Here is a 25,705-nt window from a genome sequence, read left to right on the forward strand (position 1 = left end):
ATCGAGGCGAGGCCGAAGACCGTGACGAACAGGATGATCGCATAGGCCGAGGAATAGCCGGTGCGCCATTTCTCGAAGGCCTCGCGCTTGAGGTCGATCGAGGTCAGCAGGGTCTCGTTCCCCGGCCCGCCCCCGGTCAGCAGGTTGACCATGTCGAACATCTTGAAGTTCTCGATGCCGCGGAACAGGACGGCCAGCATGAGGAAGGGCAGGACCATCGGCACGGTGATGGTCCAGAACTGCCGCCATTTCGAGGCGCGGTCCACTTCGGCCGCCTCGTAGATGTAGTCGGGGATCGAGCGTAGGCCTGCCAGGCAGATCAGCATGACGAAGGGCGTCCACATCCAGGTATCGACGATGATGATCGACCATTTCGCAAGGCCCCCGGGACCGAGCATGGAGAAGGAAGAGGCTGGGGTGCCGGTGACCAGTTCGACCATGTAGTTCACCAGGCCGATCTGCGGCTGGTAGAGGAAGGTCCAGAAGTTGCCCACCACGGCCGGCGACAGCATCATCGGCAGCACGATCAGCGTGGTCAGCAGGTCGTTGCCCTTGAATTTCCGGTTGATGAGCCAGGCGAGGGTGAAGCCGATCAGCACTTGCAGGGTGATGGTCCAGACCAGGAAATGTGCCGTGGTCTGCATCGTCTCCCAGGTGCCGGCGTCGGTGAGGATGCGGGTGTAGTTGCGCAGGCCGACCCATTCGACCTCGCGGTTCGGCCGGTTGGCGGCGAAGTTGGTGAAGGACAGCCGCACCGTCCAGATCAGCGGGAAGATGTTGATCGCCAGAAGCAGGAAGATCGTGGGCGCCACGAAGATCCAGGCGATGGCGCGGTCACTGAGGCCCCGGACGCGGCGGGCGAGGGGGGCGGGCGTGGCCCGGGCAGCGGCTTCGATGGGGTTGGTCATCGGGTGATCCGGCGAAGAAGCATTGGCGCAACGAGGCGACTGCGCGCTGCCCTCCCCCTGCATGGGGGAGGGAGGGGGTGCCCCCCGCCCCCCTCCCCTCCTCACGAGGGGGAGGGGAGGCGCGGGGCGGGAAGCGTCGCACTGTGGGAGACTAGAGCTTGCCCTCGTCCTGGAAGACTTCGGTCCAGTCCGCGATCAAGCCGTCCAGCGCCTCTTTCGCGGTGCCCTGGTCGGCCACGATGTAGTTGTGCAACCGCTCCTGCATGGCCAGCAGCAGCTGGGCATAGGCCGGTTCCTGCCAGAAGTCCTGCACCCCGGCCATCGCCTCGAGGAAGTCGCCGGCGAAGGGCGCGGTGTTCACGAAGTTCGGGTCCTCCAGCACCGCCTTGTGGCAGGAATAGCCGCCGGCCGCCCACCATTTCTTCTGCACCTCGGGGTTGGCGAACCATTTGATGTAGGCCAGCGCGCCATCCAAGTTGTCGGTGTTGGCCACCACGCTGATCCCCTGTCCGCCGAGGGTGGAGGCGGCTACGTTCTGCGGCGGGTTCACGAAGAAGTCGATCTTGTCGCCCCCGGTGTTCGGATCGGCATAGAGGCCGGGGAAGAAGGCGAACCAGTTCATCGCCATCGCCACCTGACCCGACTTGAAGGCGTCGAGCGACTGTTCCATGTAGGCGTTGTCATAGCCCGGAGGCGTCGCGGTCTTGTAGAGTTCCTTGTAGAATTCAAGGGCTTCCACCGCCTCGGGCGAGTTCACCGCGCCTTCCATGTCATACTTGCCGGGGGTGTTCTCATACTTGAACCCCCAGGCATAGAGCGCCCCGGTCGCGCCCATGGTGATGCCTTCCGAGCCACGCTCGGTGAAGATCGAGGCGCCGTAGACCGTCTTGCCGTCGATCTCGCGGCCCTGGAAGAACTGGGCGATTTCCAGCAGTTCCTTCTGGGTCTTGGGCTCGGCGAGGTCGCGGCCGTATTTCTCCTTGAACGCGGCCTGGATGTCAGGCCGGGCGAACCAGTCCTTGCGGTAGAACCAGCCGTTCGCGTCGCCCATGGCTGGGAGCGCGTAATAGTTCGGCGTGCCCTTGGGCCAGGTCGAATAGGCATAGACGGTCGCTGGCGCGAAGTCGTCCATGCTGATGCCTTCCTTGTCGAAGAAGTCGTTCAGCTTGACATACCAGCCGTTCTCGGCGGCACCCCCGATCCACTGGCTGTCGCCGATCAGGAGGTCGCAGAGCTGACCGCCCGAGTTCAGCTCGTTCAGGATGCGGTCGGCGAAGTTCGGCCAGGGCACGAACTCGAACTTCATCTTCGTGCCGGTCTGCGCCTCGAAATCCTTCGACAGTTCGACCAGCGCGTTCGCCGGATCCCAGGCGGCCCAGCACAGGGTGAGTTCGTTGGCTTGCGCATTGGCCTGGGTCGCCCAGACCAGCGCGATGGCCGCTGAGGCGGCAAGTGTCGTGCGCTTCATGTAGTCCTCCCGGTGGTTGGTTGGGACCCGTGCGGATGCCGGGCCTTCTTCGGATTGGTGGGACGATAGGCAAAAGCGGACGGGCCTGTAAAGCGTTTTTGAGGTGCGTACCTCAGATTCGGTTGGCGCGTTTGGTCAAAGCGGTTTGAGGCGGGCTCAGGCGACCCGGTCGATCCTTGCGGCGGATGCCGGGGCGGGCAGGTCGGGCAGGTTTTCGCGCAGGACGATCTCGATTCGAATCTGTTCCTGGCTTTCGTCGAGCGGCTGATTGTCGGCCTTGGCGCGCAGGACGCGCAGGGTGGAACGGGCGAGGTGGCCGAGGTTCTGGGTGATGACGGCGGTGATCTCTCCGGTAAGCAGGGCCTGGCGGGCATGCGGGGTCAATTCATGGCAGACCAGGGTGAGTTTGCCGGAAAGACCCATCTCGCCAAGGACTTGCGTCAGCATCCGGTTGCCACCGCCCATCGCGTAGATGCCCCGCACCCGGGGTGCGTTGGCCAGCATCTCGGCCACGACCTGACGCAGGGTCGCGGGCGAGCCGTGCGTTTCCAGCGATTGCAGCACCTCCAGCCCCGGAAAGTCGCGCTGCATCACCTCGTCGAAACCGCGACGGCGTTCGATCATGTCGCGCGCCAGAAGCGACTGCCCCAGCACCATGACCTGCCCCGGCCCCCCGCCGAGGAAGCGGCCGAGCAGAACCCCGGCCGTCCGACCCGCGGCGCGGTTGTCGATGCCGATGAAATGGTCGGCGTTGGGCAGGTCCGAGACCAGCGCGACCACGGGCAAGCCGCGGGCGCGCAGCGCGCGGACCGCATCGCGCAGCACCGGCGTCTCTGGCGCCATCAGCGCGACCCCGGCAAGGTCGCGGCTGGACAGGCTGCCCAGAAGTGCGGCCAGCGCGTGCGGGTCCTCGGCCGGAAAGCGGATCAGGCGAAGTTCGGTGCGGCTGGGGGCGGCGGCCTGGCCCGCCTCGACCAGTGCGGCAGCAAGAGATTGAATGAATTGGCTTTCCGTATCGGGAAGCAGGACGGCCATCCGGTAGTTCCGGCTGCGCGCGAGGTTCGCGGCGGTCAGGTCGCGGACGTAGCCCAGCCGTGCTATGGCGTCGTTCACCGCCTTTACGGTCTTTGCCCGCACCCCGGGCCGCGCGTTGAGGACGCGATCGACCGTGGCAAGGCTGACACCGGCCTCGCGGGCGATATCGTTCACAGTTGGCCGCAAGACGGGCTCCAGGTTTCCGGTGGCGAGTATCGGCCTCCGTATGAGGTACGTCAATCAGATACGCAGGCCGGAGGTGCGGGACGGGGTGGATTTGTCGCGGCGCCGGCGCTAGCCTCGGCGGGCAACGAGGAGGCGCAGATGACGCGGACGGTCCTGCTTTTCGGCGACAGCAACACGCATGGCACGAAGCCGATGCCGGACCTGGAGGGCGCAGGCCGCTTTGACCGGGAGGAACGCTGGGCGGGGCGGCTGGCGAAGCTGCTCCCGGACTGGGAGGTGATCGCCGAGGGACATCCGGGCCGCACGACGGTGCATGACGACCCGGTCGAGGGCGAGCATCGCAACGGGCTGACGATCCTGCCCGCGCTTCTGGAAAGCCACAAGCCAATCGACGTGGTGCTGGTGATGCTGGGGACGAACGACCTCAAGCCGCGCTTTTCGGTCAACGCCGCCGACATCGGGCACTCGCTGGAGCGGGTGGTGCGGGTGATCCGGGCAAGCGACTGCGGCCCGGGCGGGGCCGCGCCGGGGGTCCTGCTGGTGGCGCCGCCGCCGATCGTCGAGGTGGGCTGCCTGGAGGAGATGTTCGCCGGCGGGGCGGAAAAGTCGCAGGGCCTGGCGCGCGCGGTCGAGGCGGCGGCCCGCCGCACGGGCGTGCCGTTCCTCGATGCGGGGCAGGTGGTCAAGGTGTCCATGGTGGACGGCATCCACTACGACGCCGAGGCGAACCCGGCGCTGGCCGAGGCCTTCGCGGCGGCGATCAGGGCGCATTTTCCCTGAAGCTGTCGGATTTCCGCTGGAAGGGGGGGCGCCCGGGGCGCAATCTGGCATGAGGAGGCCGCCATGACCCAGCACGATCCCTCGCTTGCCATCGCCGAATTGCGCGCGAATGTCTCGGTCCCGTTCGAGCGCGCGCGGGCGATGCCGAAATCCGTCTACACCTCGGAGGCCTTCGCCAAGGCCGAGGAGACGCATGTCTTCGCGAAGGAATGGCTCTGCGCGGGTCGGGCGGATGCGCTGCCGAACCCCGGCGACTACCTGACCATGGTGATCGCGGGCGAGCCCGTCATCATCCTTCGCGACCGCGAGGGGGTGCTTCGGGGGATGTCCAACGTCTGCCGCCACCGGATGAGCACTCTGTTGGAGGGGCGGGGCAATGTGCGGTCCATCGTCTGCCCCTATCATGCCTGGACATACAGCCTGGACGGATCCCTGCGCGGCGCCCCGGCCATGGCGCGGAACGAGGGCTTCTGCAAGGAGGACGTGAAGCTGCCTGCCGTCAGGATCGAGGATTGGCAGGGCTGGATCATGGTGACGCTGAACCCCGACGCGCCGCCCGCGGCCGAACGGCTGAGGGGCGTGGACCGGCTGGTCGGCCATCTGCCGATGCAGGACTATCGCGAGGTTTTCCGCGAGGAATTCCGCTGGAACACCAACTGGAAGGTCCTTGCCGAGAATTTCATGGAAAGCTACCACCTGCCGGTCTGCCATGCCGGCACAATCGGCGGGTCCTGCGACCTGAACCTGATGGAATGCCCGCCGGGGGAAGAGGCGTTCAACTATCACTGGATCGTGAAGAACGACGCGGTGCCCCTTGCTCTGGCGCATCCGTCCAACTCGACGCTGGTGGGCGATCAGCGCCGGATCACCTGGCTGCTGTCGATCTATCCGGCGCTGCTGATCACGCTGACGCCGGGATATTTCTGGTATCTCAGCCTGACGCCGGACGGGCCGGGCCATGTGAAGGTGCTGTTCGGTGGCGGGATGAGCGCGGAGTGGTGTGCCGACCCCGAGGCCGAGCGGCATCTGGCGGCGCTGAAGGCGCTGCTCGATGACGTCAATGTCGAGGACAAGAGCTGTGTCGAGCGGGTCTGGAAGGGCCTTTGCGCCGGCCTGTCCGAGCCGGGCGCGCTGAGCCATCTGGAGCGGCCGAATTACGACTTCGCCCGCTACATCGCCAGCCGGATGCCCTGACGGCCCGAGGGGTTGACCTTCGCCGGCCAGGTGTCACCTTTGCGCGCATGACCCGGCATGCTGTCATCGTGGCCCATGGCCAGCCGTCCGACCCGCGCCCTGCGGGGGCGGCGCTGGAGGCCCTTGCGGCGCGTGTCGAGGCACTGGTGCCCGGGTGGCGCGTCGGGGCGGCGACGCTGGCCGAAGAGGGGGCGATCGCGCGGGCGGTGGCAGGCCAGCCGGGTGGTGTGGTCTTCCCGATGTTCATGGCCGGGGGCTGGTTCACGCGGGTGCAGATCCCGCAGCGGCTGTCCGAGGCGGGGGCAGGAGACTGGACGGTGCTGGAGCCCTTCGGCTGCGATCCTGCGGTGCATGATCTGTGCGTGACGCTGGTGCGCGAAGCCGGAGCACGGGAGGTGATCCTTGCGGCGCATGGGTCGTTCAAGTCCTCCGCGCCGTCGGACATCGCGATGCATGTTGCGGGTCGGATCGCGGCCGAGACGGGTGCAGAGGTCGCGGCGGGGTTCATCGACCAGGAGCCGCAGCTCGCCTCGCTGGCCGATCGCGGGGGCGTCTGCCTGCCGTTCTTTGCCGCCGAGGGCGGGCATGTGAGCGAGGATATCCCGGCGGCGCTGGCCGAGGCACGGTTCACAGGGCGCATCCTGCCGCCGGTGGGCCTTGATGCGCGGGTGCCGAGGATAATCGCGGCGGCGCTTGCGCGGGGCGAGCCGGTTTGTTCCGGGTCCTGCCGCTGGGCCAGGGACCGGATCCTTTGAAGGATCCGGACCGATTTCTTTGAAGAAATCGGCGCCCGGCCGTCAGACCGTGTGCAGGTAGAGGTCGAAGTCCACCTCGCTGACCGTCCGCATCACGCGGGCATATTCGGCGGCCATGATCGCGGTGAAGGTGCGGTGCATGTCCTCGCCCAGGGCGTCCTTCAGGAAGGCCGACCGCTTCGCCGCGTCGATGGCCGCCTTCCAGTCGGTCGGGATGCCGGAGGCATCCTCGTCGGCATAGCCGTTGCCGGTGGTCTCGGGGCCAGGGTCGATCCGTTCCTGCAATCCCTTGCGGATACCGGCGAGGACCGTTGCGGCCACAAGATAGGGGTTCGCGTCCACGCCGGCGGGACGGTGTTCGATCCGTCGGGCCTTGATGTCGCCGGCCGGGATGCGCAGCGCGACCGAGCGGTTGTTGACGCCCCAACTCGGGCTGACCGGCGCGTAGGACTGGCTGGCGAACCGCCGCCAGGAGTTCGCGTGCGGGGCAAAGACCAGCATGCTTTCGCCCATCGTCGCCTTCAGCCCGCCAAGCGCATGCAGGATGGTCGGGTTCCACTTGCCCTCGTCCTTCTCGACGAACACGTTGCGGCCCGTTTCGTCCAGCAGCGAGACGTGGAAGTGCATGCCGGAGCCGGCGTAGTTCTCGTTCGGCTTTGCCATGAAGCAGGCGACGACGCCGTGCGCCCGGGCCTGCGCCCGGACGATGCGCTTGAGCCGCATCAGGTCGTCGGCGGCCTGCATAACATCGGTGCGGTAGTGCAGCGTCAGTTCATACTGGCCGGGGGCGTATTCGGAAATGAGCGTCTCGGCCTTGATCCCTGCCTTCTCGGCGCCTGCGTAGATGTCGGAAAAGAGGGGCAGCATCCCGTGCAGGTGATCGACCGAATAGACCTCGGTCTTGGTCGACTTGCGGCGGTCGAGCACGTCGCGCGCTGGCTGCATCTTGCCGTCCGGGCCGCGCTCGGGGTCGAGGAGGAAGAATTCCAGTTCGAAGGCTCCGGCGGGGTGGAGGCCGTCCTGCGCAAGGAGGTCCACCTGACGTTGCAGGGCGTGGCGGGGGTCCGAGGTCATCGGCGCGCCGTCGAGGGTGTACATCGACATGAACACCTCGCCGCGCGGGGGCTGGGTGTTGTGCAGGGCCTTCAGCGTGCCGGGGATCGGCCAGGCGCGCAGGTCGCCGTCGCCCTGATCCCAGATCAGCCCGGTCTCGTGCACGTCCTCGCCGCAGATGTCGAGGCCGAGGATCGAGATGGGGAGATGGCGGCCGTTGTTGTAAAAAGACAAAAGCTCATGCCGCCGGATGATCTTTCCCCGGCCGATTCCGTTGGCGTCGTGCAGGATAATGTCAAAGGCCTCGATCGCGGGATGTGCCGCGAGGAAGGCTTCCGCCTCGGCGGGGGTCGAGCCGGAGGGGCTGGTCGTGGTCATGGTCAGGCTGCCCGGAAAAGGTAGGAGAGGATGGCGTCGAAGCTGGCGATCAGGCGATCGGCCTGAGCCTTCCTGGTTGCCGGGCTGATCAGCATCATGTTGTGGAAGGGCGCGATCAGCGTGCCGCGGTTGATCAGCGCGGTGTGGATCGCGGCTTCGACCTGCGGCTGGTGGGCGAGGGCGGCCTCGGTCCCATTGCGCAGGGGGCCGGGGGCGCAGATGAATTCCACCCGCGCACCGACGCGGACGACGTGCCAGGGGGCCTTGTGCCGCTCGATCGCCTTGCGCAGACCGGCGGAGAGGCGTTCGGCCAGTTTCTCCATATGGGCGTAGTTTTCCGGGGTCATGACTTCGGAGAGGGTCGCCACGAGGCAGGCGAACTGCATCGGGTTCGCTGAGAGCGTCGTGCCCATGCCGGTGCGGCCGGGCTCGCGTTTCGCATCCGCCTCCTCGTACCGCTTCGCGGTCTCGTCGGTGAGGCCCCAGACGGCGGTCGGCATCCCGCCCGCCACGCATTTGCCGACGACGAAGATGTCGGGGCGCAGCGAATGGACGCGGGTATAGCCGCCGAGGCCGGACGAGATGGTATGCGTCTCGTCCATGATGAGGAGCGCGCCGTACTTGCGGCTCAGCTGGCGCAGGCCGTCGTGGAAGCCGGCTTGCGGCAGGACCATGCAGGAGTTGGTCATCACCGGCTCGGTCAGGATGGCGGCCACGTCGCCCCGGGCCAGCGCGGCCTCGACCCCGGCGAGGTCGTTGAACTCGCAGGCGACGGCGGTCTGCGACAGGTCGTTGACCTGGCCGAGGAGCCCCGGCGCGTTCACCGTGCGGCCGTTTTCCAGCACGACGAAGGTGTCGTCCACCGTGCCGTGGTAGCAGCCGTTGAACACCAGCACCTTCGGCCGCCCGGTGATTGCCCGGGCGACGCGCAGGGCAAAGCGGTTGGCATCGGTCGCGGTGGTGGCGATCTGCCAGCGGAAGGGTCCGAACCGCTCGGTCAGGAGGCGCCCGGCCTCGAGCGCGGTTTCGGTCGGCAGCATGTAGGTCAGGCCGCGGCGGGCCTGGTGGCGGATGGCGCGGGCCACGGGCGGCGGGGAATGGCCGAACATGGACCCGGTGTCGCCGAGACAGAAGTCGTCGAGCGCGACGCCGTCGATGTCCTCGATCCGCGCACCGTGCGCCTTTGCGACCAGCGGCAGATGCGGCATCGGCCAGTCGGCCATCCAGTGCATCGGCACGCCGCCTAGAAAGACCCCGGCGCCCTTCTCCAGCGCCTTCGCGGCCTTCGGGCGGGCCTTGGCATAGATCGCCGCCTCGCGCGCGGCGAAGGCGGCCAGGCGGTCAGAGGAAATTCCGGCGATGGTTTCGGCAGACATGACAGGCGAGCCCCGGGACAGATTGCGCTGTTTATGCCGGAATTTGATCAAATAGCAAGCAGCTGCTCCTCGTGCGCCTTCGGCTTCTCATCGCGGCACGGGCAGGCGAGGAGTGACGAAGCCCTCGACGAGCGGCGCGGTCAGGCCCAGCGGCCCTCGAAATCCTCGGGCACCAGAAGGTTGTGGCGACCCATGTCCTTCACGTTCCGCTCGCCGCAGAGCGCCATGGTGATGTCCATTTCCTTGTGGATCACCTCCAGCGCCTTTGTCACCCCGGCCTCGCCCATGGCGCCGAGGCCGTGGATATAGGCGCGGCCGATCATCGTACCCTTCGCGCCCAGCGCCAGCGCCTTCAGCACGTCCTGGCCCGAGCGGATGCCGCTGTCGAGCCAGACCTCGGTCCGGTCGCCGATGGCGCGGACGATGGAGGGCAGCATGCGGATCGAGGAGAGCGCGCCGTCCAGTTGCCGCCCGCCGTGGTTCGAGACGATCACGGCGTCGGCGCCGAGATCGGCGGCCAGCCGCGCGTCGTCGGGGTCGAGCACGCCCTTGAGGATGAACTTGCCCTTCCACTGGTCGCGGATGCGGGCGACCTTCTGCCAGTCGAGCTGCGGATCGAACTGTTCGTTGGCCCAGGCGGTCAGATCGGCCAGCTTGGTGACACCCTTCACATGGCCGACGATGTTGCGGAACTGGCGGCGCGGGGTCTTCAGCATCCCCAGCGACCAGCGCGGTTTCATCGCCATGTTGACGAGGTTCGGGATCGTGGGTCTGGGCGGGCTGGTCAGGCCGTTCTTCAGGTCCTTGTGGCGCTGCCCGAGGATCTGGAGATCCAGCGTCAGCACAAGCGCCGAGCATTTCGCCGCCCGCGCGCGTTCGATGATCGCATCGACGAAATCCTCGTCCTTCATGACGTAAAGCTGGAACCAGAAGGGCTCCGGGCTATGGGCCGCCACGTCCTCGATCGAACAGATCGACATGGTGGACAGCGTGAAGGGCACGCCGAACTTCGCCGCGGCGCGGGCGGCGTGGATTTCCCCGTCGGGGTGCTGCATGCCGGTCGAGCCGACCGGTGCAAGGGCAACCGGCATCGTGACCTTCTGCCCGGCCATGGTGCTTTCCAGCACGCGGTTGGTCAGGTCGCGCGCGACGCGCTGGCGAAAGCGCAGGCGCGCGAAGTCCGAGGTGTTCTCGCGGAAGGTCTGTTCGGTGTAGCTGCCGCTTTCGCAGTAATCCCAGAACATCTTCGGCGTGCGCTTCCGGTGCAGCCGCTTGAGATCCTCGATGCAGGTGATGACGGGCATGGGCGCCTCCCGGGATTGGTCAGATCGTGTTACCAATCTCCGGGGGGTGCGGCAAGTCCCGGCTCAGGCGGAATGGGCGCCGTCGGACAGGGCCTTGACCTTGGCCAGCACCTCGGCCACCGGGACGCCCGCGCCGATGTCCTTGACGATGGCCGAGCCGACCACGCAGCCGTCGGCCACGCCGGCAATGGCGCGGGCGGCCTCGGGCGAGGTGATGCCGAAGCCGACGATCACCGGCAGGTCGGTGGAGCGCTTGATCCGCGCCACCTCGGGTCCCACCTCGCCGGCCTGGGCGGCGGCGGCCCCGGTGATCCCTGTGATCGAGACGTAGTAGACGAATCCGCTGGTGTTCTGCAGTACCTTGGGCAGGCGCTTGTCGTCGGTGGTCGGGGTGGCGAGGCGGATGAAGTTGAGGCCCGCCTTCTGGGCGGGGATGCAGAGCTCGTCATCCTCTTCGGGCGGAAGATCGACGACGATGAGGCCGTCGATTCCGGCCTCGGTCGCGTCCTTCAGGAAGCGGTCCACGCCGCGGGAGTAGATCGGGTTGTAGTAGCCCATGAGGGCGATGGGCGTGGTCTGGTCCTTGGCGCGGAAGGCGCGGACCATGGCGAGGACCTTGTCCATCGTCATGCCGCCTTCTAGCGCGCGCTGGCCAGCGGCCTGAATGGTGGGGCCGTCGGCCATGGGATCGGTGAAGGGCATGCCGAGTTCGATGATGTCCACCCCGGCGGCGGGCAGGCCCTGCATCACGGCAAGGCTGGTCGCCTCATCGGGGTCGCCGCCCATGATGTAGGCGACGAAGGCCTTCTTCCCCTGCGACCGCAGCCGCGCGAAGGTATCGTCGATCCGTGTCATGCTGGTCCCCCCTGTGATCCGTTCCATCTGCCATGGGCCGCGCGGGGAAATCAATGGGGCCGCTTGATCCTTGGGACCTGCGCCCGTAGAAGCGGCGCGGTCGCCAATGGAGGGTCGCATGGGTTTCAGGATGGGCATCGTCGGGCTGCCGAACGTGGGCAAGTCCACGCTCTTCAACGCGCTGACCCGGACGGCCGCAGCTCAGGCAGCGAACTTTCCGTTCTGCACCATCGAGCCGAACGTGGGCGAGGTCTCGGTCCCCGACGCGCGGCTGGAAAAGCTGGCGGCCATCGCCGGGTCGAAGCAGATCATCCCGGCGCGGATGACCTTCGTCGATATCGCGGGGCTGGTGCGGGGGGCGTCGAAGGGCGAGGGGCTGGGCAACCAGTTCCTGGCCAACATCCGGGAATGCGACGCCATCGCCCATGTCCTGCGCTGTTTCGAGGACGGGGACATCACCCATGTCGAGGGCCGGGTGGACCCGGTGGCGGATGCCGAGACCATCGAGACGGAACTGATGCTGGCCGACCTGGAGTCGATCGAGCGGCGCCGGGCGAACCTGGCACGCAAGCTGAAGGGCGGCGACAAGGAGGCCGCGGATCAGGACCGGCTGCTGGCCCTGGCCGAGAAGGCGCTGGAGGAGGGCAAGCCTGCCCGCAGCGTGACGGTGGCCGAGGACGACCGCAAGTCATGGCGGATGCTGCAACTCCTGACGGCAAAGCCGGTGCTTTACGTCTGCAACGTCGAGGAGGCCTCGGCGGCCTCGGGCAACGCGCAGTCGGCGCGGGTGGCGGAGATGGCGGCGCAGCAGGGCGCGGCCTCGGTGGTGATCTCGGCGCGGATCGAGGAGGAGCTGGCGCAGCTGCCCGAGGACGAGGCGGCGCTGTTCCTGGAGGAGATGGGGCTCGCGGAGGCGGGGCTGGATCGTCTGATCAAGGCGGGCTACGCGCTTCTGGGCTTGCAGACCTATTTCACCGTGGGGCCGAAGGAGGCCCGGGCCTGGACGATCCCGAAGGGCACGCTCGCGCCGCAGGCGGCGGGGGTCATTCACGGGGATTTCGAGAAGGGCTTCATCCGGGCCGAGACCATCGCCTATGACGACTACATCGCCGGGAACGGCGAGGCGGGGGCCAAGGAAGCGGGCAAGTTCCGGGTCGAGGGCAAGACCTACGAGGTCAAGGACGGGGACGTGCTGCACTTCCTGTTCAACGCCTGATCTGTCCACGGTGGACAGGTTTTCGGTCTGAACGATTTCAAGGAGTTGGTCGCGGGCGTTAGGGCAATCTTGACCATCTGGCCGCGACGCCCCGGGGGTGGCCCCGGGGGTTTCACACCCCCGGACCCCCGTGGAGTGTTTGTCAAAAGGGCAAGTGCGCCCTTGTGCGATCCTTGGGGAGCGACGAGCAGCGACCCTGGAGCGGGCCGCCCCAGGGGAAAGGGTCACACGCCCGCCGGATTGTCGACCTCGCCGCCCATTTCCTTCAGGTCCTGGTAGCGGTCGCCGATGCGGTGGTGCGGGCGGCCTCCGAGGCTTGCGCCAAGGGCGATCACCAGCTCGTCATGGCCCGGCGCATCGGGGACGGAGAACTGGATGGTCAGGTAATGCGAGCGGCGGCCCGCGTCGTGCTTGTCCATCAGCGGGATCTGGATCTGCGTATTGGCCGGCCCCCGCGTGTTGGTGAAGCCGAGGTAGGTCTTGGCCCCCACCGCCTCGCGGTAGAAATTGCCGAAGCGGAGGGTGTGGATCAGGGCCGAGCAGTGTTCCAGCTCGCAGGACGTACCGCAGAGCGCGGCCTTGCCGTAGGCCTCGATCCTGTCGCCCCCGCCCGCGAGGCGGACCAGGCGGTCGGTCAGGAGTTGGCCGAGGGCCGGGCCCATGCGCCTGATCTCGGGCGAGAGGTCTTCCACGAAGCCGCGCCCGTACCAGGGGTTCGTCACCACGGCTGCGACGGCGATCATCCGCAAGGGCGGCGTGCAGGCGCGGCCGCCGTCGGTGATGGTGTCCTCGTCATAGGTGACAAGCTTGCGGAGTTCGGGAAGCGACATCGGGGGTCCTTTCTTACAGCGCGCCGATCTGGCGGGTTTGGCCCGTGGTTTCGGTGCCGTGATAGATCGAGAAGCTGCCGTTGCGGTAGTCCTGCGCATAGCGGGCCAGCATGGCGGCTTCGGCGGGGTTGGTGATCTGCGCCTGGGCGAGGTCGGCCAGCGGCAGGATGCGGTAGCCGGGCGGCAGGGGGCCGGTGACTGTGCCGTGGTAATAGACGGCGTGGCCGCCCGTCGTGCGGTCGTCGAAGGTGGCGTAGACGAAGTCGATCTGGGGCGTGAGGCCCAGGGCCGCGAGTTTCGCCGTCAGGCTGTCAAGCGTCGGTTCAGGGGCGAGAGGCAGGCGAAGCCGGTCGCCTTCGGCTTTCAGGAGGACGCCTCCGCCGCAGGCGAGGACCGCGCCGAGCCGGCTGCCTTTCGCGGCGGCGGCGGCCTCGGCCAGGTCCTTCTCGATCCCGATGGAGAAGTAGTTTCCCCGGAAATAGCCGAGCGGTTGGCCTTCCGAGGCCGAGAAGGCCTCGATCCGGCCGATCAGGATGAGGTGGTCGCCCGCATCGACAAGCTGGTGGCGCGCAGCGGTGAAGCTGGCCAGCGCGCCGTCGATCAGCGGCATGTCGGCGGGGCCGGGGGTCCAGGCGCATTGGGCAAACTTGTCGGGCGCGCGCGAGGCGAAGAGGCCGGAGACGGCTTTCTGGTCCTCGGCCAGGATGTTGACGGCGAAATGCGGGGCGTTTGCGAAGGTGTCGGCGGAGTGGGCCGTCTTGGCGAGGCAGACGAGGAGGAGCGGCGGGTCGAGCGAGACCGAGGTGAAGCTGTTGGCGGTGAAGCCGCGCGGGGTGCCGTCGGGCTGGCGCGTGGTGACGACGGTGACGCCGGTCGCAAAGGCACCGAAGGCGTTGCGAAGGGCTTTGGGATCGAGGGTCTGGGGGGCGGTCACAGCAGCACCTCGGTCAGGAAATCGGCGACGGGGCGGTTGACGGCCGCCGGCGCCTCGGCCAGGGCCATGTGGCGGAGACCTTTCAGGATCACCAGCCGCGCGCGGGGGATCTCCTCGGCGATGGCCATGCTCATCTCGGGGCCGTTGCCGGTATCCTCGTCGCCGGTCAGGACCAGGGTCGGGACGGTGAGGGGGGGCCGGGGGGCGACGATCTCGTCCACCCCATGCGCGAGGATGCGGTAAAGCTTGACATAGACCTCGCGCCGGTTGGCGAGGACCCAGTGGCGTGTGAGGTCCATCAGGTCGGGGCGGGTGGCTTGCGCGGCCTCGGTATACCAGCGTTGGAGGGCAAGCTCGACGGTGGCCTCGGGGCCTTCGGCTTCGGCCTGGGTGACGCGGTAAAGGATCGCGCCCTGCTGTTTCTCGGTCCGTCTGTGGGCGGAGTGGAGGACGACGAGCGCCGTGGTGCGGTCGCGGTGGTCCTGGGCAAAGCGGCGGGCGACCATGCCGCCGAGCGAGAAGCCGACGATGGCGGCTTTCCGGATGTTCAGGTGGTCGAGGAGGGCGGCCAGCTGGTCGGAAAGGTCCCTGAGGGTCGGGTCGCCGTCCGGCGGGGCGGTTTCCCCGTGGCCGATCAGGTCATAGGTCAGGACGCGGAATTTTCCGAGATCGGGGAGCATCCACTGCCAGACGGCACGGGTGAGGCCGAGGCCGTGGATCAGGACGACGACAGGCGCGTCCTCGGGGCCGGTCAGGTCGTAGGCGGTGCCGTTGTGGATCATTGCGGGTTCCAGGCGATGACCTCGACCTCGACCCGGATGTCGACGAGGAAGTCGGAGACGAGGGCCGAGCGGGCAGGGGGATGGGTGGGGAAGTAGTCGGCATAGACGGCGTTGAAGCCGGGGAAATCGGCGCGGTCCTTCAGCCAGACCATCGTTTTCACGACATCGTCGCGGGTGCAGCCGGCCAGGGCTAGGGTCTCGGTGATGCGGTCGAGGCTGGCGCGGGTCTGGTCCTCGATCGTGCCGGTGGTGAGGACCTGGCCGTCCACCATCGGGACCTGGCCGGTGAGGAAGACGAAATCGCCCGCACGGACGGCTTTCGACAGCGAAAGCGTCCGTCCGTTGATGACCAGGGGTCCGCCGATGATCTCTTTCATGCCGTCCTCCATGGTCCCTGGGTTTGCCATCGGGGCGCGGGGTCGAATTGCGGATTTTCGTCAGACGGCGACGAAAAATCGGAAACATGCGGCATTTGCGCACGGCATGAACGGGGAAAGGCCACGGAGGACGCGATGGGCGAGATCAAACGCTGCCGGATGCTGATCGACGGGGAATGGGTGGGCGCCTCGGACGGGGGGGTGTTTGCGTCGGTCTCGCCGGTGACGGGGCAGGTCTGGGCCGAGGTGCCGGAGGCGACGGCTGCCGATGTGGACCGGGCGGTCCGGGCGGCGGACCGGGCTCTTGCGGGGCCGTGGGGGGCGATGACGCCCTCGGCGCGCGGCAAGTGCTTGCGGAAGCTGGGGGATCTCTTGGCCGAGGCGTCGGAGGAGCTGGGGCGGGCCGAGACGCTGGACACCGGCAAGATGCTGAAGGAGACGCGCTGGCAGGCGAAATACATCGCGGAGTTCTTCCATTTCTATGCCGGGGCGGCGGACAAGATCGCGGGCGAGGTGCTGCCGATCGACAAGCCGGACATGCTGGTCTTCACCAACCGCGAGCCCCTGGGGGTGGTGGCGGCGGTGGTGCCGTGGAACTCGCAACTGTTCCTGTCGGCGGTGAAGCTGGGACCGGCGCTGGCGGCGGGGAATACGGTGGTGCTGAAGGTGTCCGAGCATGCGTCCGTGCCGATGCTGGAGTTCGGGCGGCTGATCGAGGCGGCGGGGTTTCCGGCGGGGGTGGTCAACATCATCAGCGGGCATGGCGAGGTGGGGCGGGTCCTGACCTCGCATCCGCTGGTCGCGCGCGTGTCGTTCACCGGGGGGCCGCAGACGGCGCGGCATGTGGTGCGGAACTCGGCCGAGAACTTCGCCGAGGTGTCGCTGGAACTGGGCGGCAAGTCGCCCTTCGTGGTCTTCGAGGATGCGGACCTGGAAAGCGCGGTCAACGGCTGCATGGCGGGGATTTTCGGCGCGACGGGTCAGAGCTGCGTCGCGGGGTCGCGGCTGATCGTGCAGGGCAGCATCGCGGAGGAGTTCCTGGCGCGGCTGGTAGCGGCGGCGAAGGAGATTCGCATCGGCGACCCCCTGGCGGAGGAGACGCAGATGGGGCCGCTGTGCACCGACGCGCAGGTGCGGCTGATCGAGGCGCAGGTGGCGCAGGCGGTGACGGAAGGGGCGAAGGTGCTGACCGGGGGGAAGCAGCCCGCGCTGGGGGGTACCTATTACGAGCCGACCATCATCGACTGCCCTTCGCCGGACCTGACCATCGTGGATACGGAGCTGTTCGGGCCGGTCCTGTCGGTGCTGCGCTTCAGGGACGAGGCCGAGGCCGTGGCGCTGGCGAACCGGTCGCAGCATGGCCTTGCGGCGGGTGTCTTCACCCGGGACGGGGCGAGGGCCATGCGGGTGGCGAAGGCCATTCGCGCCGGGATCGTCTGGGTCAACACCTACCGCGTGGTGTCGCCCATCGCGGCTTTCGGCGGCGTCAAGGGATCGGGCTATGGCCGCGAAAGCGGGTTCCAGGCGCTTTACGACTACACGCGGCCCAAGACGATCTGGGTCAACACCTCATCCGAGCCCATCGCCAACCCCTTCGTGATGCGCTGAAATTTCAGGGAGATAGACAATGAAGTTCCACCTGGCGATCAACATGGAGCGGATCGACGACACGCTCGACATGAAGGACGTGGCGCGGCACACGCTGGAAATGGTGCAGATGGCCGATGCGGGTGGCTTCCGCATCGCCTGGGCGGCGGAGCATCACGCGCTGGAGATGACCATCGCGCCGAACCCGTTTTCCATCCTGACCTGGTGGGCCGAGCATACCAATGACATCCGTCTGGGCACGGCGGTGATCGCGGCGCCTTACTGGCACCCGATCAAGGCGGCGGGGGAGGCGGCGTTCGTCGACCTCATCTCCGGCGGGCGGTTGGAGTTCGGCATCGGCTCGGGCGCCTATCAGCGCGAGTTCGACCGGATGCGGCCGGGCCTGAAGCAGACCGACGCCTGGCGCTACATGCAGGAGATGCTGCCGGTGATCCGGGAGCTCTGGAAGGGCGATTACGCGCATGAGGGGGAGCACTGGTCGTTCCCGGCCTCGACCTCCTGCCCGAAGCCCTTGCAGAAGGAGGTCCCGGTCTGGGTCGCGGCCCGCGCGCCGATCACCTATGACTATGCGGTCAAGCAGGGCTGCAACATCCAGTCCTGGCCCTTGACCCGCGACATGGGCGAGGCGCGGCTTTACATGGACCGGATGGCCGAGGCGCTGGCGAACAACCCGGGGAAGAAGCGCCCGATCATGGCGATGATGCGGCACACGGCGCTGTACGACCGGAAGGAGGACTGGATGGTCCCGGTCCGGGCGGCGCAGCGGCAGCTGTCGCAGTTCGAGAACCTGTTCAAGAACCTGGGCGATGTGGAGAACGGCTTTCCGAAGGCGATCCCCTTCGACCAGCTGGGCAACCGGGCGGAATACGACCCCGAGATGCTGAGCCGGAACCTGATGTTCGGCACGCCCGACGAGGTGATCGCAAAGCTGAAGGAATACGAGGCGATCGGGGTGGACGAGTTCATCTATTACGCCTCCCTCGGCCTGGGGCACAAGGAACAGAAGCGGTCGCTGGAACTGTTCTGCCAGGAGGTCATCCCGGCTTTCGCGTGACGGTCGGCTCGTCGATGACTTCGTCACTCCTCGCGCGGGTTTCCGACGAGGAGACGAAGTCGAACGAGGAGGCCCCGCCCCGGACCGCGCGGGTGGTGCGCTGGCGCAGCGCCTCGAGATAGGCGGTCAGCGTGCCGGGCCAGGAGGGCGCGGCTTCCGTGGGCGCCCAGCCCTGGCGGTAGTCGCTGGGTCGGCGGTCGAAGCATTTGCGGAAGGCGCTGGTGAAGTGCGACAGCGCGTTGAAGCCGGTCGCGGTGGCGATCTCGCGCACCGAAAGCCGGGTCGCGATCAAGAGGACGCGGGCGTGCTGCAGGCGGACGAGCGTGCCGAACTGCACCACCGAACAGCCGAGCCCGCGCCGGAACTGGCGTTCGAGCTGGCGCTGCGACAGGCCGAGACGGTCGGCGATCTCGGGCACGGGCAGGGGGTCGGCGATGTTTTCCTCGATCAGCGCGATGGCCCGGCGCAGGATCGGCGCGAAGGCCTCGGTGCCCTCGCCGGGCGTGCGGCGCTGCGGCCCGGTGGCGGGCCTGATCGGCTGGTAGAGCATCTGGTCGGCGACCTCGCCTGCCATGCCTTCGCCGTGGCGGTCGGCGATCAGGCGCAGCATCAGGTCGATCCCGGCCGTGCCCCCGGCGCAGGTCAGGATGCCGTCGCCTATGGTGTAGAGCTGTTCCACCACGGCGATCTCCGGGTGGCGTTCCTGGAACCCCGGCGCCCAGGACCAGTGCGTCGCCACCTGCCGCCCGTTCAGCAACCCTGCTCGCGCCATGGGGTAGGAGCCGAGCTCCACCGCGCAGAGCCGCGCCCCCTCGCGCGACTGGCGGCGGAGCCAGGCCAGAAGCTCGCGCGCGCCGTAGTCCTCGGCCCCCCAGGAGCCGAGCAGGAACACCGTCTCGCCCCGCCGGTTGCGGTCGTCGAGCGGTGCGGCGGTGATCGACAAGCCGTTCGAGGCCGGCACCTCGGGGCAGTCGGGCGAGAGGATCTCCCACCGGTAGAGCGGGCGGGAGGCGAGGTAGTTTGCAATGCGCAGCGGCTCGATCAGGGTGATGAGCGTGGCAAGGTTGAAGCGCGGCAGAAGGACGAAGGTCATGCGGTCCGCCCCGGTGTCCTCGGGCAAGGGGGCAGGGGGCACCAGTATGCGGTTTTTCGCCATGGTCGAAGGCTAGCCGACGAAAAACCGTGGGGGAAGGTGCAGGGGGCGCGGCGGGCGGTTCTGTTGCAGGACTGTGATCTTCGCGTCGCGCGACTGTCACCGGGGCTTGCTAGGCGGGGTCGAAAGCAACCTCCGACAGGACCACGCCATGAACCGCTTCCTTGCCTCGGGCCTTCTGGCCGCCAGCCTTGCCGTCGCCGCCCCGGTCGCCGCGCAGGACACGATCCGCTTCGCCGTCACCGACATCGACGGGCTCGAGGCGCTGCAGCGCGAGATGGGGCCGTTCAAGGAGGCGTTCGAAGCCGCCTCGGGGCTGAAGGTCGAGTTCTTCCCGGTCTCGGGCCGCACCGTCGCGGTCGAGGCGATGGCCGCCGACCAGGTGGATTTCGTGCTGACCGGCCCGGCGGAGTATGTGGTGTTCAACGCGCGGCTGGACGCCCAGCCGGTCGTCACCTTCAGCCGGCCGGACTATTATTCGACCGTGGTCGTGCTGGATGACAGCCCGGTCAAGGCGCCGGCCGACCTGAAGGGCGCCAAGATCTCGTTCGGCGAGATCGGATCCACCTCGCAGCACCTGGGGCCGGTGGATCTGCTGGCCAAGGCGGGGCTGACTTATGCGGTGGATTACGAGCCCGTGTTCCTCAAGCGCAACGTGGCCATGGAGGCGCTGATCTCGGGCGAGATCGCGGCGATCGGGCTGAACCGGACGCATATCGAGCAGCTGACCGAGAAGTTCCCCGACCAGAAGCTGCGCGTGGTGGTGAAGGGCGAGCAACTGCCGGACGACATCCTGCTGGCCTCGCCTAAAGTCTCGCCGGAAGTCATCGAGACGGTCCGCAAGACCTTCGCCGAACAGGGCGAGGCGCTGCTGGCTGCCGTCACCTCGACCGAAGAGAATGCGAAATACATCGGCGGCAGCTTCAATGCGACCGTGACCGACGCGGACTACGACGTGGTCCGGAAGATGTACGAGAACATCGGCATCAAGGAATTCACCGAATTCGTCGGCCAGTGAGGCAGGGGTGAACGCGCCCGTTTCCCCTGTTCGGGCCGAGGCCGGTTCCACTCTGGTGGAGCCGGTCCTTGCCGTTTCCGGCCTGACGAAATCCTTCGGCACGGCCGAGGTGCTGCGTGGCCTCGACTTCGCCCTGGCGCCCGGCCAGTCCACCGCGCTGATCGGGGCGAACGGGTCGGGCAAGTCCACGCTTCTGCGCTGCCTGGTGCGGCTGGTGGAGCCGACCTCGGGCCGGGTGCGGATGCTGGGGCAGGAGGTGGGGGCGCTGTCGCCGCGCGCCTTGCGGCGGTTCCGGGCGCGGGTCGGGATCGTCTGGCAGAAGCACAACCTGGTGCCGCGGATGTCGGCCTTGTCGAACGTGATCCACGGCGCGCAGGCGCGCATGGCGGGGCCGCAGGTCTGGGGACAGGCGCTGGCCCCGGCCCCGGTGCGGGCCGAGGCCATGGCCTGCCTGGCCCGCGTGGGCCTGGCCGACCGGGCGCTGGCCCGGGTGGACAGCCTGTCGGGCGGGCAGAGCCAGCGCGTCGCCATCGCGCGGATGCTGATGCAGCGGCCCGAGTTCATCCTGGCCGACGAACCCGACGCGAGCCTCGACCCTCAGACCGGGCAGGAGGTGATGGAGCTGCTGCTGGGCCTCGTCCGGCAGGACGGGCTGTCGCTTCTGGTGATCTCGCACCGGCTGGAACATACGCTGGCCTTTTCCGACCGGATCCTCGGCCTGGCGCAGGGCCGGATCGCGCTGGACCAGTCCACGCGCGAGGCGAGCGCCCCGGCGCTGCGGCGCTTTTTTGACCATGAGGCCGCGGCATGAGCGAGACCTCGACCCTTCCCGCCCCGCCGCGGTTCCGGCATCTGGGACTGACGGGCTATGCCGGGTTCCTGGTGGTGGCGGCGCTGGTCGTCTCGTCGCTGGCCGCGACCGCGCCGGCGCCGGACAAGCTCGTCAACGGTCTGGCGCGGTTGTTCGCGCCCTCGGGCCTGTTCACCCAGATGTTCCCCCCGGATTTCAGCCGGATCGGGCCGATTTCCTGGAAGCTGCTGGAAACGCTGCAGATGGCGGTGGCGGGCTGTTTTCTGGGGCTGATCTTCGCGCTGCCCTTCGCGATCCTCGCCACAGACCGGCTGTCGCCGCATCCGCTGGTCCGCACAGCCGCCCGTGCCGTCATCGCGCTGTTCCGCACCGTACCGGACCTGGTCTGGGCGATCATCTTCATCATCATCGTGGGCCTTGGCCCGGCGGCGGGGGTCATGGCGATCATGGTGGACAAGATCGGGTTCGCCGGGCGCTTCTTCGCCGAGGCGATGGAGGAAACCGACCCCGGGCCCCAGGATGCGCTGCGCGCGATCGGGGCAAGCCGACTGGGCATCATCGGCTCGGCCGTGCTGCCGGCCTGCCTGCCGTCCTTCACCGCCACCTCGCTTTTCGCGCTGGAGAAATCGGTGCGCGGGTCCGCCGCGCTGGGCCTGGTGGGCGCGGGCGGGATCGGGGTGGACCTGAAGGTCGCCTTCGACCTTTTCAACTATGACGAGGCCTTCGCGATCATCCTTCTGATGCTCGCGCTGGTCATCGCGGTGGAACAGGGATCCGGCTGGATCCGCAGGAAGCTGATATGAACGAGATGACGACCGATACCGCCCATCGCTACTGGAACGCGCGCTGGCAGAAGTCCGAGGCCGGATCGCCCTGGGCGATCCCAGAACCCTGGGTGATGGACCATGCCGCGAGCCTGCCGCAGGGGGCGCGGATCCTCGACCTCGGCGCAGGTATCGGCCGGCATGCGCTGGCGCTGGCCGAGATGGGCCACAAGGTCACCGCGCTGGACGCGGCCGAGGCTTCGGTCGCGGCCATCGCGGCGGCGGCCTTTGCCAGGGGCCTGGCGATCGAGACGGTCGAGGCCTCGATGACCGATCTGCCTTTCGCGGACGGCAGTTTCGATCATGTCCTTGCCTGGAACGTGATCTATCACGGCGATGAGGGCGTGGTGCGCCGCACGCTTTGCGAGGTGGCCCGCGTGACCCGGCCGGGGGGCACGTTCCTCGCCACCATGCTGTCGGCCCGCCGCCTGCCGGTGGAGCGCGCCCGCGCGAAGGGCCGCGAGATCAGCCGCAACACCTGGGTCTTCGAGGGCGAGGGCGACAAGGTGCATCCGCACTACTTCTGCAATGCCCCCGACCTGCTGTCGCTGCTCTGGGGCTTCGAGGTCTTCACGCTGTTCGACCGGCCGCATGAGAAGCCCGGCTCCTGGCACTGGCACCTTCTGGCGGAGCGTCTGGGATGAGCGCGGAACTGATCGAGGGCGCGCGCGTCATCTTCGGGGACCGGGTTGAGACGGCCTCGGTCCGCATCGAGGGCGGGCGGATCACCGGGATCGACGTGGCGCGCGACGGGGCGGCGGTGATCCCGGCGCAGGGGCGGTTCCTGGCGCCGGCCTTCGTCGATGTGCATGGCGACGCCTTCGAACGGCAGATCATGCCGCGTCCGGGTGTCATGGTCGATGTCGAGACCGCGCTGCTGGAGACCGACCGGCAACTGGCCGCGAACGGGATCGCCACGGCCTATCACGCGCTGACTCTGAGCTGGGAGCCGGGCCTGCGCAGCGTGGACACCGGCTGGCAGGTCGTCTTCGCGCTGGAGGCGCTGCGGGGGCGGCTGACGGCCGACAACCGCCTGCAACTGCGCTGGGAGACCTTCTGCGCCGAGGCCGAACCCCTGATCGCGCATGTCCTTTCCGGCCCGGACCGCCCGGCGCTGGCCTTCAACGACCATACCACCTCGGCGCTGCTGCACCCCGAGATCGCGGTGCATGACCGGCCCTTCGACCATGTCGAGGACTATCCGGTCACCGACATCACCACCGAGGCCTTCCTGCACAAGATGGGGGAACGGGCCAAGCGGTCGCAGATGACCACGGGCGATTTCGTCGGGCTGATCGCCCGGGTCTGGGCGCGGCGGGCCGAGGTGCCGGCGGACATCGCGCGGCTGGCGGCGCTGGCGAAAAGGCACGGCGCGCCGATGCTGAGCCATGACGACAGCCAGGTGGAAACCCGCGACTGGTACCGCGCGCTGGGCGCGAAAGTGGCCGAGTTCCCGATGCACGAACGGGTGTTCCATGCCGCGCGCGCGGCGGGCGACCCGATCGTCCTCGGCGCGCCGAACGCGATGCGCGGAGGCAGCCACCTGGGCAGCCCCGGCGCGGCCGATATGATCGCGCGGGGGCTCTGCGACATCCTGGCCTCGGATTACTACTACCCGGCCATGCTGGGCGCGGTCGCGCGGCTTCATGCCGACCGCGTGGCGCCGCTGCCGGCGCTGTGGAAGCTCGTCTCGTCCAATCCCGCCACTGCCATGGGCCTGGCCGACCGCGGCCGCATCGCGACCGGCCTGCGCGCGGACCTCGTGCTGCTCGACTGGCCCGATGGCCATGCGCCCGCGCCGCTGCGCACCTGGGTGGCCGGGCGGGCGGGCTATTCCGCGCTGCCGACGGCAGTGGCGCCCTACCTGGAACCCGCCCTGTGACAGGGCCGAACCCTTGCCTGGAGCTTTCCCGATGCTGACAGACCTCTTGCCCCTGACAGCCGAACCCGCCCCGTTCTTCGCCGAGACCCCGGTCGACACGGTGCGGTTCACCTATTCGCATCCCGGCCAGTCGGCCTTTCGCCGCGGGCTGATCCGCGCGGTCGAGCGGGTTTCGGGCCAGCCGAAGCTGGAGCGGCTCTATCTGGACTGGGCGCGGTCGGGCAAGCGGCCGGGGGAAAGCGTGTTCGACGCGGCGCTGCGCCAGCTGCGCGTCGCGGTGCGGGTCCATGCCGACGAGGCCGAGCAGGAACGCATCCGCCCGGAGGGCGGGCTTCTGCTGGTGGCGAATCACCCGTTCGGGGTGCTGGACGGGCTGGCGCTGGGCTGGCTGGGGATGCGGCTGCGCGGCAATGTGCGGATCCTGACCAACAGCCTTCTGTGCCGGGTGCCGGAAGTTGACCCGCACCTGTTGCCGGTGGACTTCTCGGGTACGCCCGAGGCGCGGCGGCTGACGGCCGAGACCCGGCGCAAGGCGGCCGCCCTTCTGTCCGAGGGCAAGGTGGTCGCGGTGTTCCCGGGCGGGGGCGTGGCTACGGCCAACCGGCCGCTGCGCGGACATGCGGTCGATTCGCCCTGGCATCCCTTCGTCGGGCGGCTGGCGACCCTGCCGGGGGTTACCACCCTGCCGGTGCATGTCGCCGGGCAGAATTCGCGCCTGTTCCAGATCGCGAGCCACACCTCCTATCCCCTGCGCGTGGCGCTGATCTTCCACGAGACCCGCCGCCGCATGGGGCGCCCGCTGGACCTGACCCTTGGTGCGCCGGTCACGCCCGAGATGCTGGCGCAGATCCCGCGCGACGAAGTGGCGGCGACCCTGCGCCGGCGCTGCATGGCGCTGGCCGGCCCCGCCATCCCCGACCCGGACGAGACCTTCGCCTGGCCCTCGCACGTCCGGTGGTAGGCTGCCGGAGCCGAGCCGAACCGTCACACAAGCTTCATCCCGGCTTTCGCCAGCTGTCACATTCGCCCGTTAGGACCCGGGTCGTAACGAACGGGGGATGACCGATGCTGGATGTTGTCGGAGTGACAAGGATGTTCGGCCAGAAGGCCGCGGTCGACAACATCAGCTTCAGCGTGGATCGCCCGGCCTTCGTCGGCATCATCGGCCGGTCGGGCGCGGGCAAGTCCACCTTCCTGCGGATGATGAACCGGCTGACAGACGCCACTTCGGGCGAGATCCGGGTCGAGGGGCGCGACGTGCTGGCGCTGAAGGGCGCCGAGGCGCGGGCCTGGCAGTCGCAATGCGCGATGATCTTCCAGCAGTTCAACCTGGTGCCGCGGATGGACGTGGCCTCGAACGTGCTGCACGGCATCCTGAACCGCCGCTCGACCCTTCAGACCATGTTCAACCTCTGGCCCCGCGCCGACATCCTGCGCGCGCTGGAGATCCTCGACCGCCTCGGCATCGCCGAGCAGGCACCGAAACGGGCCGAGGCGCTGTCGGGCGGCCAGCAGCAGCGCGTGGCCATCGCCCGGGCGCTGATGCAGGACCCCAAGATCATCCTGGCCGACGAGCCCATCGCCAGCCTCGACCCGATGAACGCGCAGGTCGTCATGGACACGCTCAAGCGGATCAACGTCGAGGACGGGCGGATGGTGATCGCCAACCTCCACACGCTCGACACCGCGCGGCGCTATTGCGACCGGGTGATCGGCATGCGCGACGGCCGCATCGTCTTTGACGGCACGCCCGACCAGCTTTCGACCGGCGTCGCGCGCGAGATCTACGGCGCCGACGACAGTTTCAACGAGGCCGCCACCTCGACCTCGATCCCCACCGACACCGCAGCCGACCGGTCCTACGCCGACCTGATGCTGTCGTGACCACCGGCCCGCAGGGCCACAACCCCATGGAGCCCCCATG

General features: G+C 68.2%; 25 protein-coding genes. 13 read left to right on the forward strand and 12 right to left on the reverse strand.

Going from position 1 to position 25,705, the window contains the following annotated elements; translation table 11 throughout:
- From ACK4IU_RS15875 to ACK4IU_RS15885, 3 genes are all read right to left on the reverse strand, one after another.
- Positions 1-908, reverse strand: a 908-nt coding sequence (locus tag ACK4IU_RS15875) for a carbohydrate ABC transporter permease (protein ID WP_409736942.1), incomplete at its 3' end; no start/stop codon positions are given.
- A 151-nt stretch (positions 909-1,059) separates the two neighbouring features.
- On the reverse strand, positions 1,060-2,376 hold the full coding sequence (locus tag ACK4IU_RS15880) for an ABC transporter substrate-binding protein (RefSeq protein WP_409736944.1): 1,317 nt from the start codon (positions 2,374-2,376) through the stop codon (positions 1,060-1,062).
- Between the two features lie 156 nt (positions 2,377-2,532).
- Positions 2,533-3,585, reverse strand: coding sequence for a LacI family DNA-binding transcriptional regulator (locus ACK4IU_RS15885; protein ID WP_409736946.1), 1,053 nt, complete (start codon positions 3,583-3,585; stop codon positions 2,533-2,535).
- A gap of 150 nt (positions 3,586-3,735) precedes the next feature.
- On the opposite strand from ACK4IU_RS15885, the gene ACK4IU_RS15890 reads away from it, so the two are divergent.
- The 3 genes from ACK4IU_RS15890 (at position 3,736) to ACK4IU_RS15900 (ending at position 6,326) form a co-directional block, all read left to right on the forward strand.
- Complete coding sequence (locus ACK4IU_RS15890) at positions 3,736-4,377, forward strand: SGNH/GDSL hydrolase family protein (protein WP_409736948.1); 642 nt, start codon at positions 3,736-3,738, stop codon at positions 4,375-4,377.
- Positions 4,378-4,440: 63 nt separating this feature from the next.
- Complete coding sequence (locus ACK4IU_RS15895; protein WP_409736950.1) at positions 4,441-5,571, forward strand: SRPBCC family protein; 1,131 nt, start codon at positions 4,441-4,443, stop codon at positions 5,569-5,571.
- A 47-nt stretch (positions 5,572-5,618) separates the two neighbouring features.
- Positions 5,619-6,326 (forward strand): sirohydrochlorin chelatase, encoded by a 708-nt coding sequence (locus ACK4IU_RS15900; protein ID WP_409736952.1) that lies wholly within the window; start codon positions 5,619-5,621, stop codon positions 6,324-6,326.
- 42 nt (positions 6,327-6,368) lie between these two features.
- Here the strand turns inward: ACK4IU_RS15900 and ACK4IU_RS15905 are convergent, their stop codons facing one another.
- From ACK4IU_RS15905 to trpA, 4 genes are all read right to left on the reverse strand, one after another.
- Positions 6,369-7,757, reverse strand: a complete 1,389-nt coding sequence (locus ACK4IU_RS15905; protein WP_409736954.1) for a glutamine synthetase family protein — start codon at positions 7,755-7,757, stop codon at positions 6,369-6,371.
- Between the two features lie 2 nt (positions 7,758-7,759).
- On the reverse strand, positions 7,760-9,133 hold the full coding sequence (locus ACK4IU_RS15910; protein ID WP_409736956.1) for an aspartate aminotransferase family protein: 1,374 nt from the start codon (positions 9,131-9,133) through the stop codon (positions 7,760-7,762).
- A gap of 140 nt (positions 9,134-9,273) precedes the next feature.
- A complete protein-coding gene (locus ACK4IU_RS15915; RefSeq protein ID WP_409736958.1) occupies positions 9,274-10,437 on the reverse strand; it encodes an L-lactate dehydrogenase in 1,164 nt (387 codons plus the stop codon).
- Positions 10,438-10,500: 63 nt separating this feature from the next.
- Entirely contained in the window at positions 10,501-11,292 is a 792-nt protein-coding gene (gene trpA, locus ACK4IU_RS15920) for a tryptophan synthase subunit alpha (protein WP_409736960.1), read from the reverse strand.
- Positions 11,293-11,410: 118 nt separating this feature from the next.
- Here trpA and ychF point away from each other — a divergent pair, with 118 nt between their 5' ends.
- Positions 11,411-12,508 carry a redox-regulated ATPase YchF gene (gene ychF, locus ACK4IU_RS15925; RefSeq protein WP_409736962.1) on the forward strand — a complete coding sequence of 366 codons (1,098 nt, stop codon included), beginning with the start codon at positions 11,411-11,413 and terminating at the stop codon, positions 12,506-12,508.
- Between the two features lie 224 nt (positions 12,509-12,732).
- Here the strand turns inward: ychF and ACK4IU_RS15930 are convergent, their stop codons facing one another.
- Genes ACK4IU_RS15930 through ACK4IU_RS15945 form a run of 4 tightly spaced genes read right to left on the reverse strand, consistent with a single transcriptional unit; the run spans position 12,733 to position 15,431 of the window.
- The gene (locus tag ACK4IU_RS15930) at positions 12,733-13,338 is read right to left on the reverse strand and encodes an amino acid synthesis family protein (RefSeq protein ID WP_409736964.1); all 606 of its coding nucleotides are present in this window, start codon (positions 13,336-13,338) and stop codon (positions 12,733-12,735) included.
- 13 nt (positions 13,339-13,351) lie between these two features.
- A complete protein-coding gene (locus ACK4IU_RS15935; protein WP_409736966.1) occupies positions 13,352-14,272 on the reverse strand; it encodes a flavin reductase family protein in 921 nt (306 codons plus the stop codon).
- Positions 14,269-15,054, reverse strand: a complete 786-nt coding sequence (locus ACK4IU_RS15940; RefSeq protein ID WP_409736968.1) for an alpha/beta fold hydrolase — start codon at positions 15,052-15,054, stop codon at positions 14,269-14,271. The genes ACK4IU_RS15935 and ACK4IU_RS15940 overlap by 4 nt, the downstream gene beginning before the upstream one ends.
- Entirely contained in the window at positions 15,051-15,431 is a 381-nt protein-coding gene (locus tag ACK4IU_RS15945; protein WP_409736970.1) for a RidA family protein, read from the reverse strand. Before ACK4IU_RS15945 ends, ACK4IU_RS15940 begins: the two co-directional genes overlap by 4 nt.
- 135 nt (positions 15,432-15,566) lie before the next feature.
- Between ACK4IU_RS15945 and ACK4IU_RS15950 the strand changes: the two genes are divergently transcribed.
- Entirely contained in the window at positions 15,567-17,039 is a 1,473-nt protein-coding gene (locus ACK4IU_RS15950; RefSeq protein WP_409736972.1) for an aldehyde dehydrogenase, read from the forward strand.
- A 19-nt stretch (positions 17,040-17,058) separates the two neighbouring features.
- Complete coding sequence (locus tag ACK4IU_RS15955; RefSeq protein ID WP_149587987.1) at positions 17,059-18,093, forward strand: LLM class flavin-dependent oxidoreductase; 1,035 nt, start codon at positions 17,059-17,061, stop codon at positions 18,091-18,093.
- Here the strand turns inward: ACK4IU_RS15955 and ACK4IU_RS15960 are convergent.
- Complete coding sequence (locus tag ACK4IU_RS15960) at positions 18,074-19,249, reverse strand: GlxA family transcriptional regulator (protein WP_409736974.1); 1,176 nt, start codon at positions 19,247-19,249, stop codon at positions 18,074-18,076. The genes ACK4IU_RS15955 and ACK4IU_RS15960 overlap by 20 nt on opposite strands.
- A gap of 148 nt (positions 19,250-19,397) precedes the next feature.
- Here ACK4IU_RS15960 and ACK4IU_RS15965 point away from each other — a divergent pair, with 148 nt between their 5' ends.
- From ACK4IU_RS15965 to phnC, 7 genes are all read left to right on the forward strand, one after another.
- Positions 19,398-20,264 (forward strand): PhnD/SsuA/transferrin family substrate-binding protein, encoded by an 867-nt coding sequence (locus ACK4IU_RS15965; RefSeq protein WP_409736976.1) that lies wholly within the window; start codon positions 19,398-19,400, stop codon positions 20,262-20,264.
- Positions 20,265-20,271: 7 nt separating this feature from the next.
- Positions 20,272-21,075 carry a phosphonate ABC transporter ATP-binding protein gene (locus ACK4IU_RS15970; RefSeq protein ID WP_409736978.1) on the forward strand — a complete coding sequence of 268 codons (804 nt, stop codon included), beginning with the start codon at positions 20,272-20,274 and terminating at the stop codon, positions 21,073-21,075.
- A complete protein-coding gene (gene phnE / locus ACK4IU_RS15975; protein WP_409736980.1) occupies positions 21,072-21,878 on the forward strand; it encodes a phosphonate ABC transporter, permease protein PhnE in 807 nt (268 codons plus the stop codon). The genes ACK4IU_RS15970 and phnE overlap by 4 nt, the downstream gene beginning before the upstream one ends.
- Entirely contained in the window at positions 21,875-22,543 is a 669-nt protein-coding gene (locus ACK4IU_RS15980; protein WP_409736982.1) for a class I SAM-dependent methyltransferase, read from the forward strand. The genes phnE and ACK4IU_RS15980 overlap by 4 nt, the downstream gene beginning before the upstream one ends.
- Positions 22,540-23,781 carry an alpha-D-ribose 1-methylphosphonate 5-triphosphate diphosphatase gene (locus ACK4IU_RS15985; protein ID WP_409736984.1) on the forward strand — a complete coding sequence of 414 codons (1,242 nt, stop codon included), beginning with the start codon at positions 22,540-22,542 and terminating at the stop codon, positions 23,779-23,781. The genes ACK4IU_RS15980 and ACK4IU_RS15985 overlap by 4 nt, the downstream gene beginning before the upstream one ends.
- A 31-nt stretch (positions 23,782-23,812) precedes the next feature.
- Entirely contained in the window at positions 23,813-24,742 is a 930-nt protein-coding gene (locus ACK4IU_RS15990) for a lysophospholipid acyltransferase family protein (RefSeq protein WP_409736986.1), read from the forward strand.
- A gap of 104 nt (positions 24,743-24,846) precedes the next feature.
- Complete coding sequence (phnC, locus tag ACK4IU_RS15995) at positions 24,847-25,665, forward strand: phosphonate ABC transporter ATP-binding protein (protein WP_409736988.1); 819 nt, start codon at positions 24,847-24,849, stop codon at positions 25,663-25,665.
- The last annotated feature ends 40 nt before the right edge of the window (positions 25,666-25,705 follow it).

The sequence above is a fragment of the Tabrizicola flagellatus genome (assembly GCF_046295235.1).
Lineage (GTDB): Bacteria > Pseudomonadota > Alphaproteobacteria > Rhodobacterales > Rhodobacteraceae > Tabrizicola > Tabrizicola flagellata_A.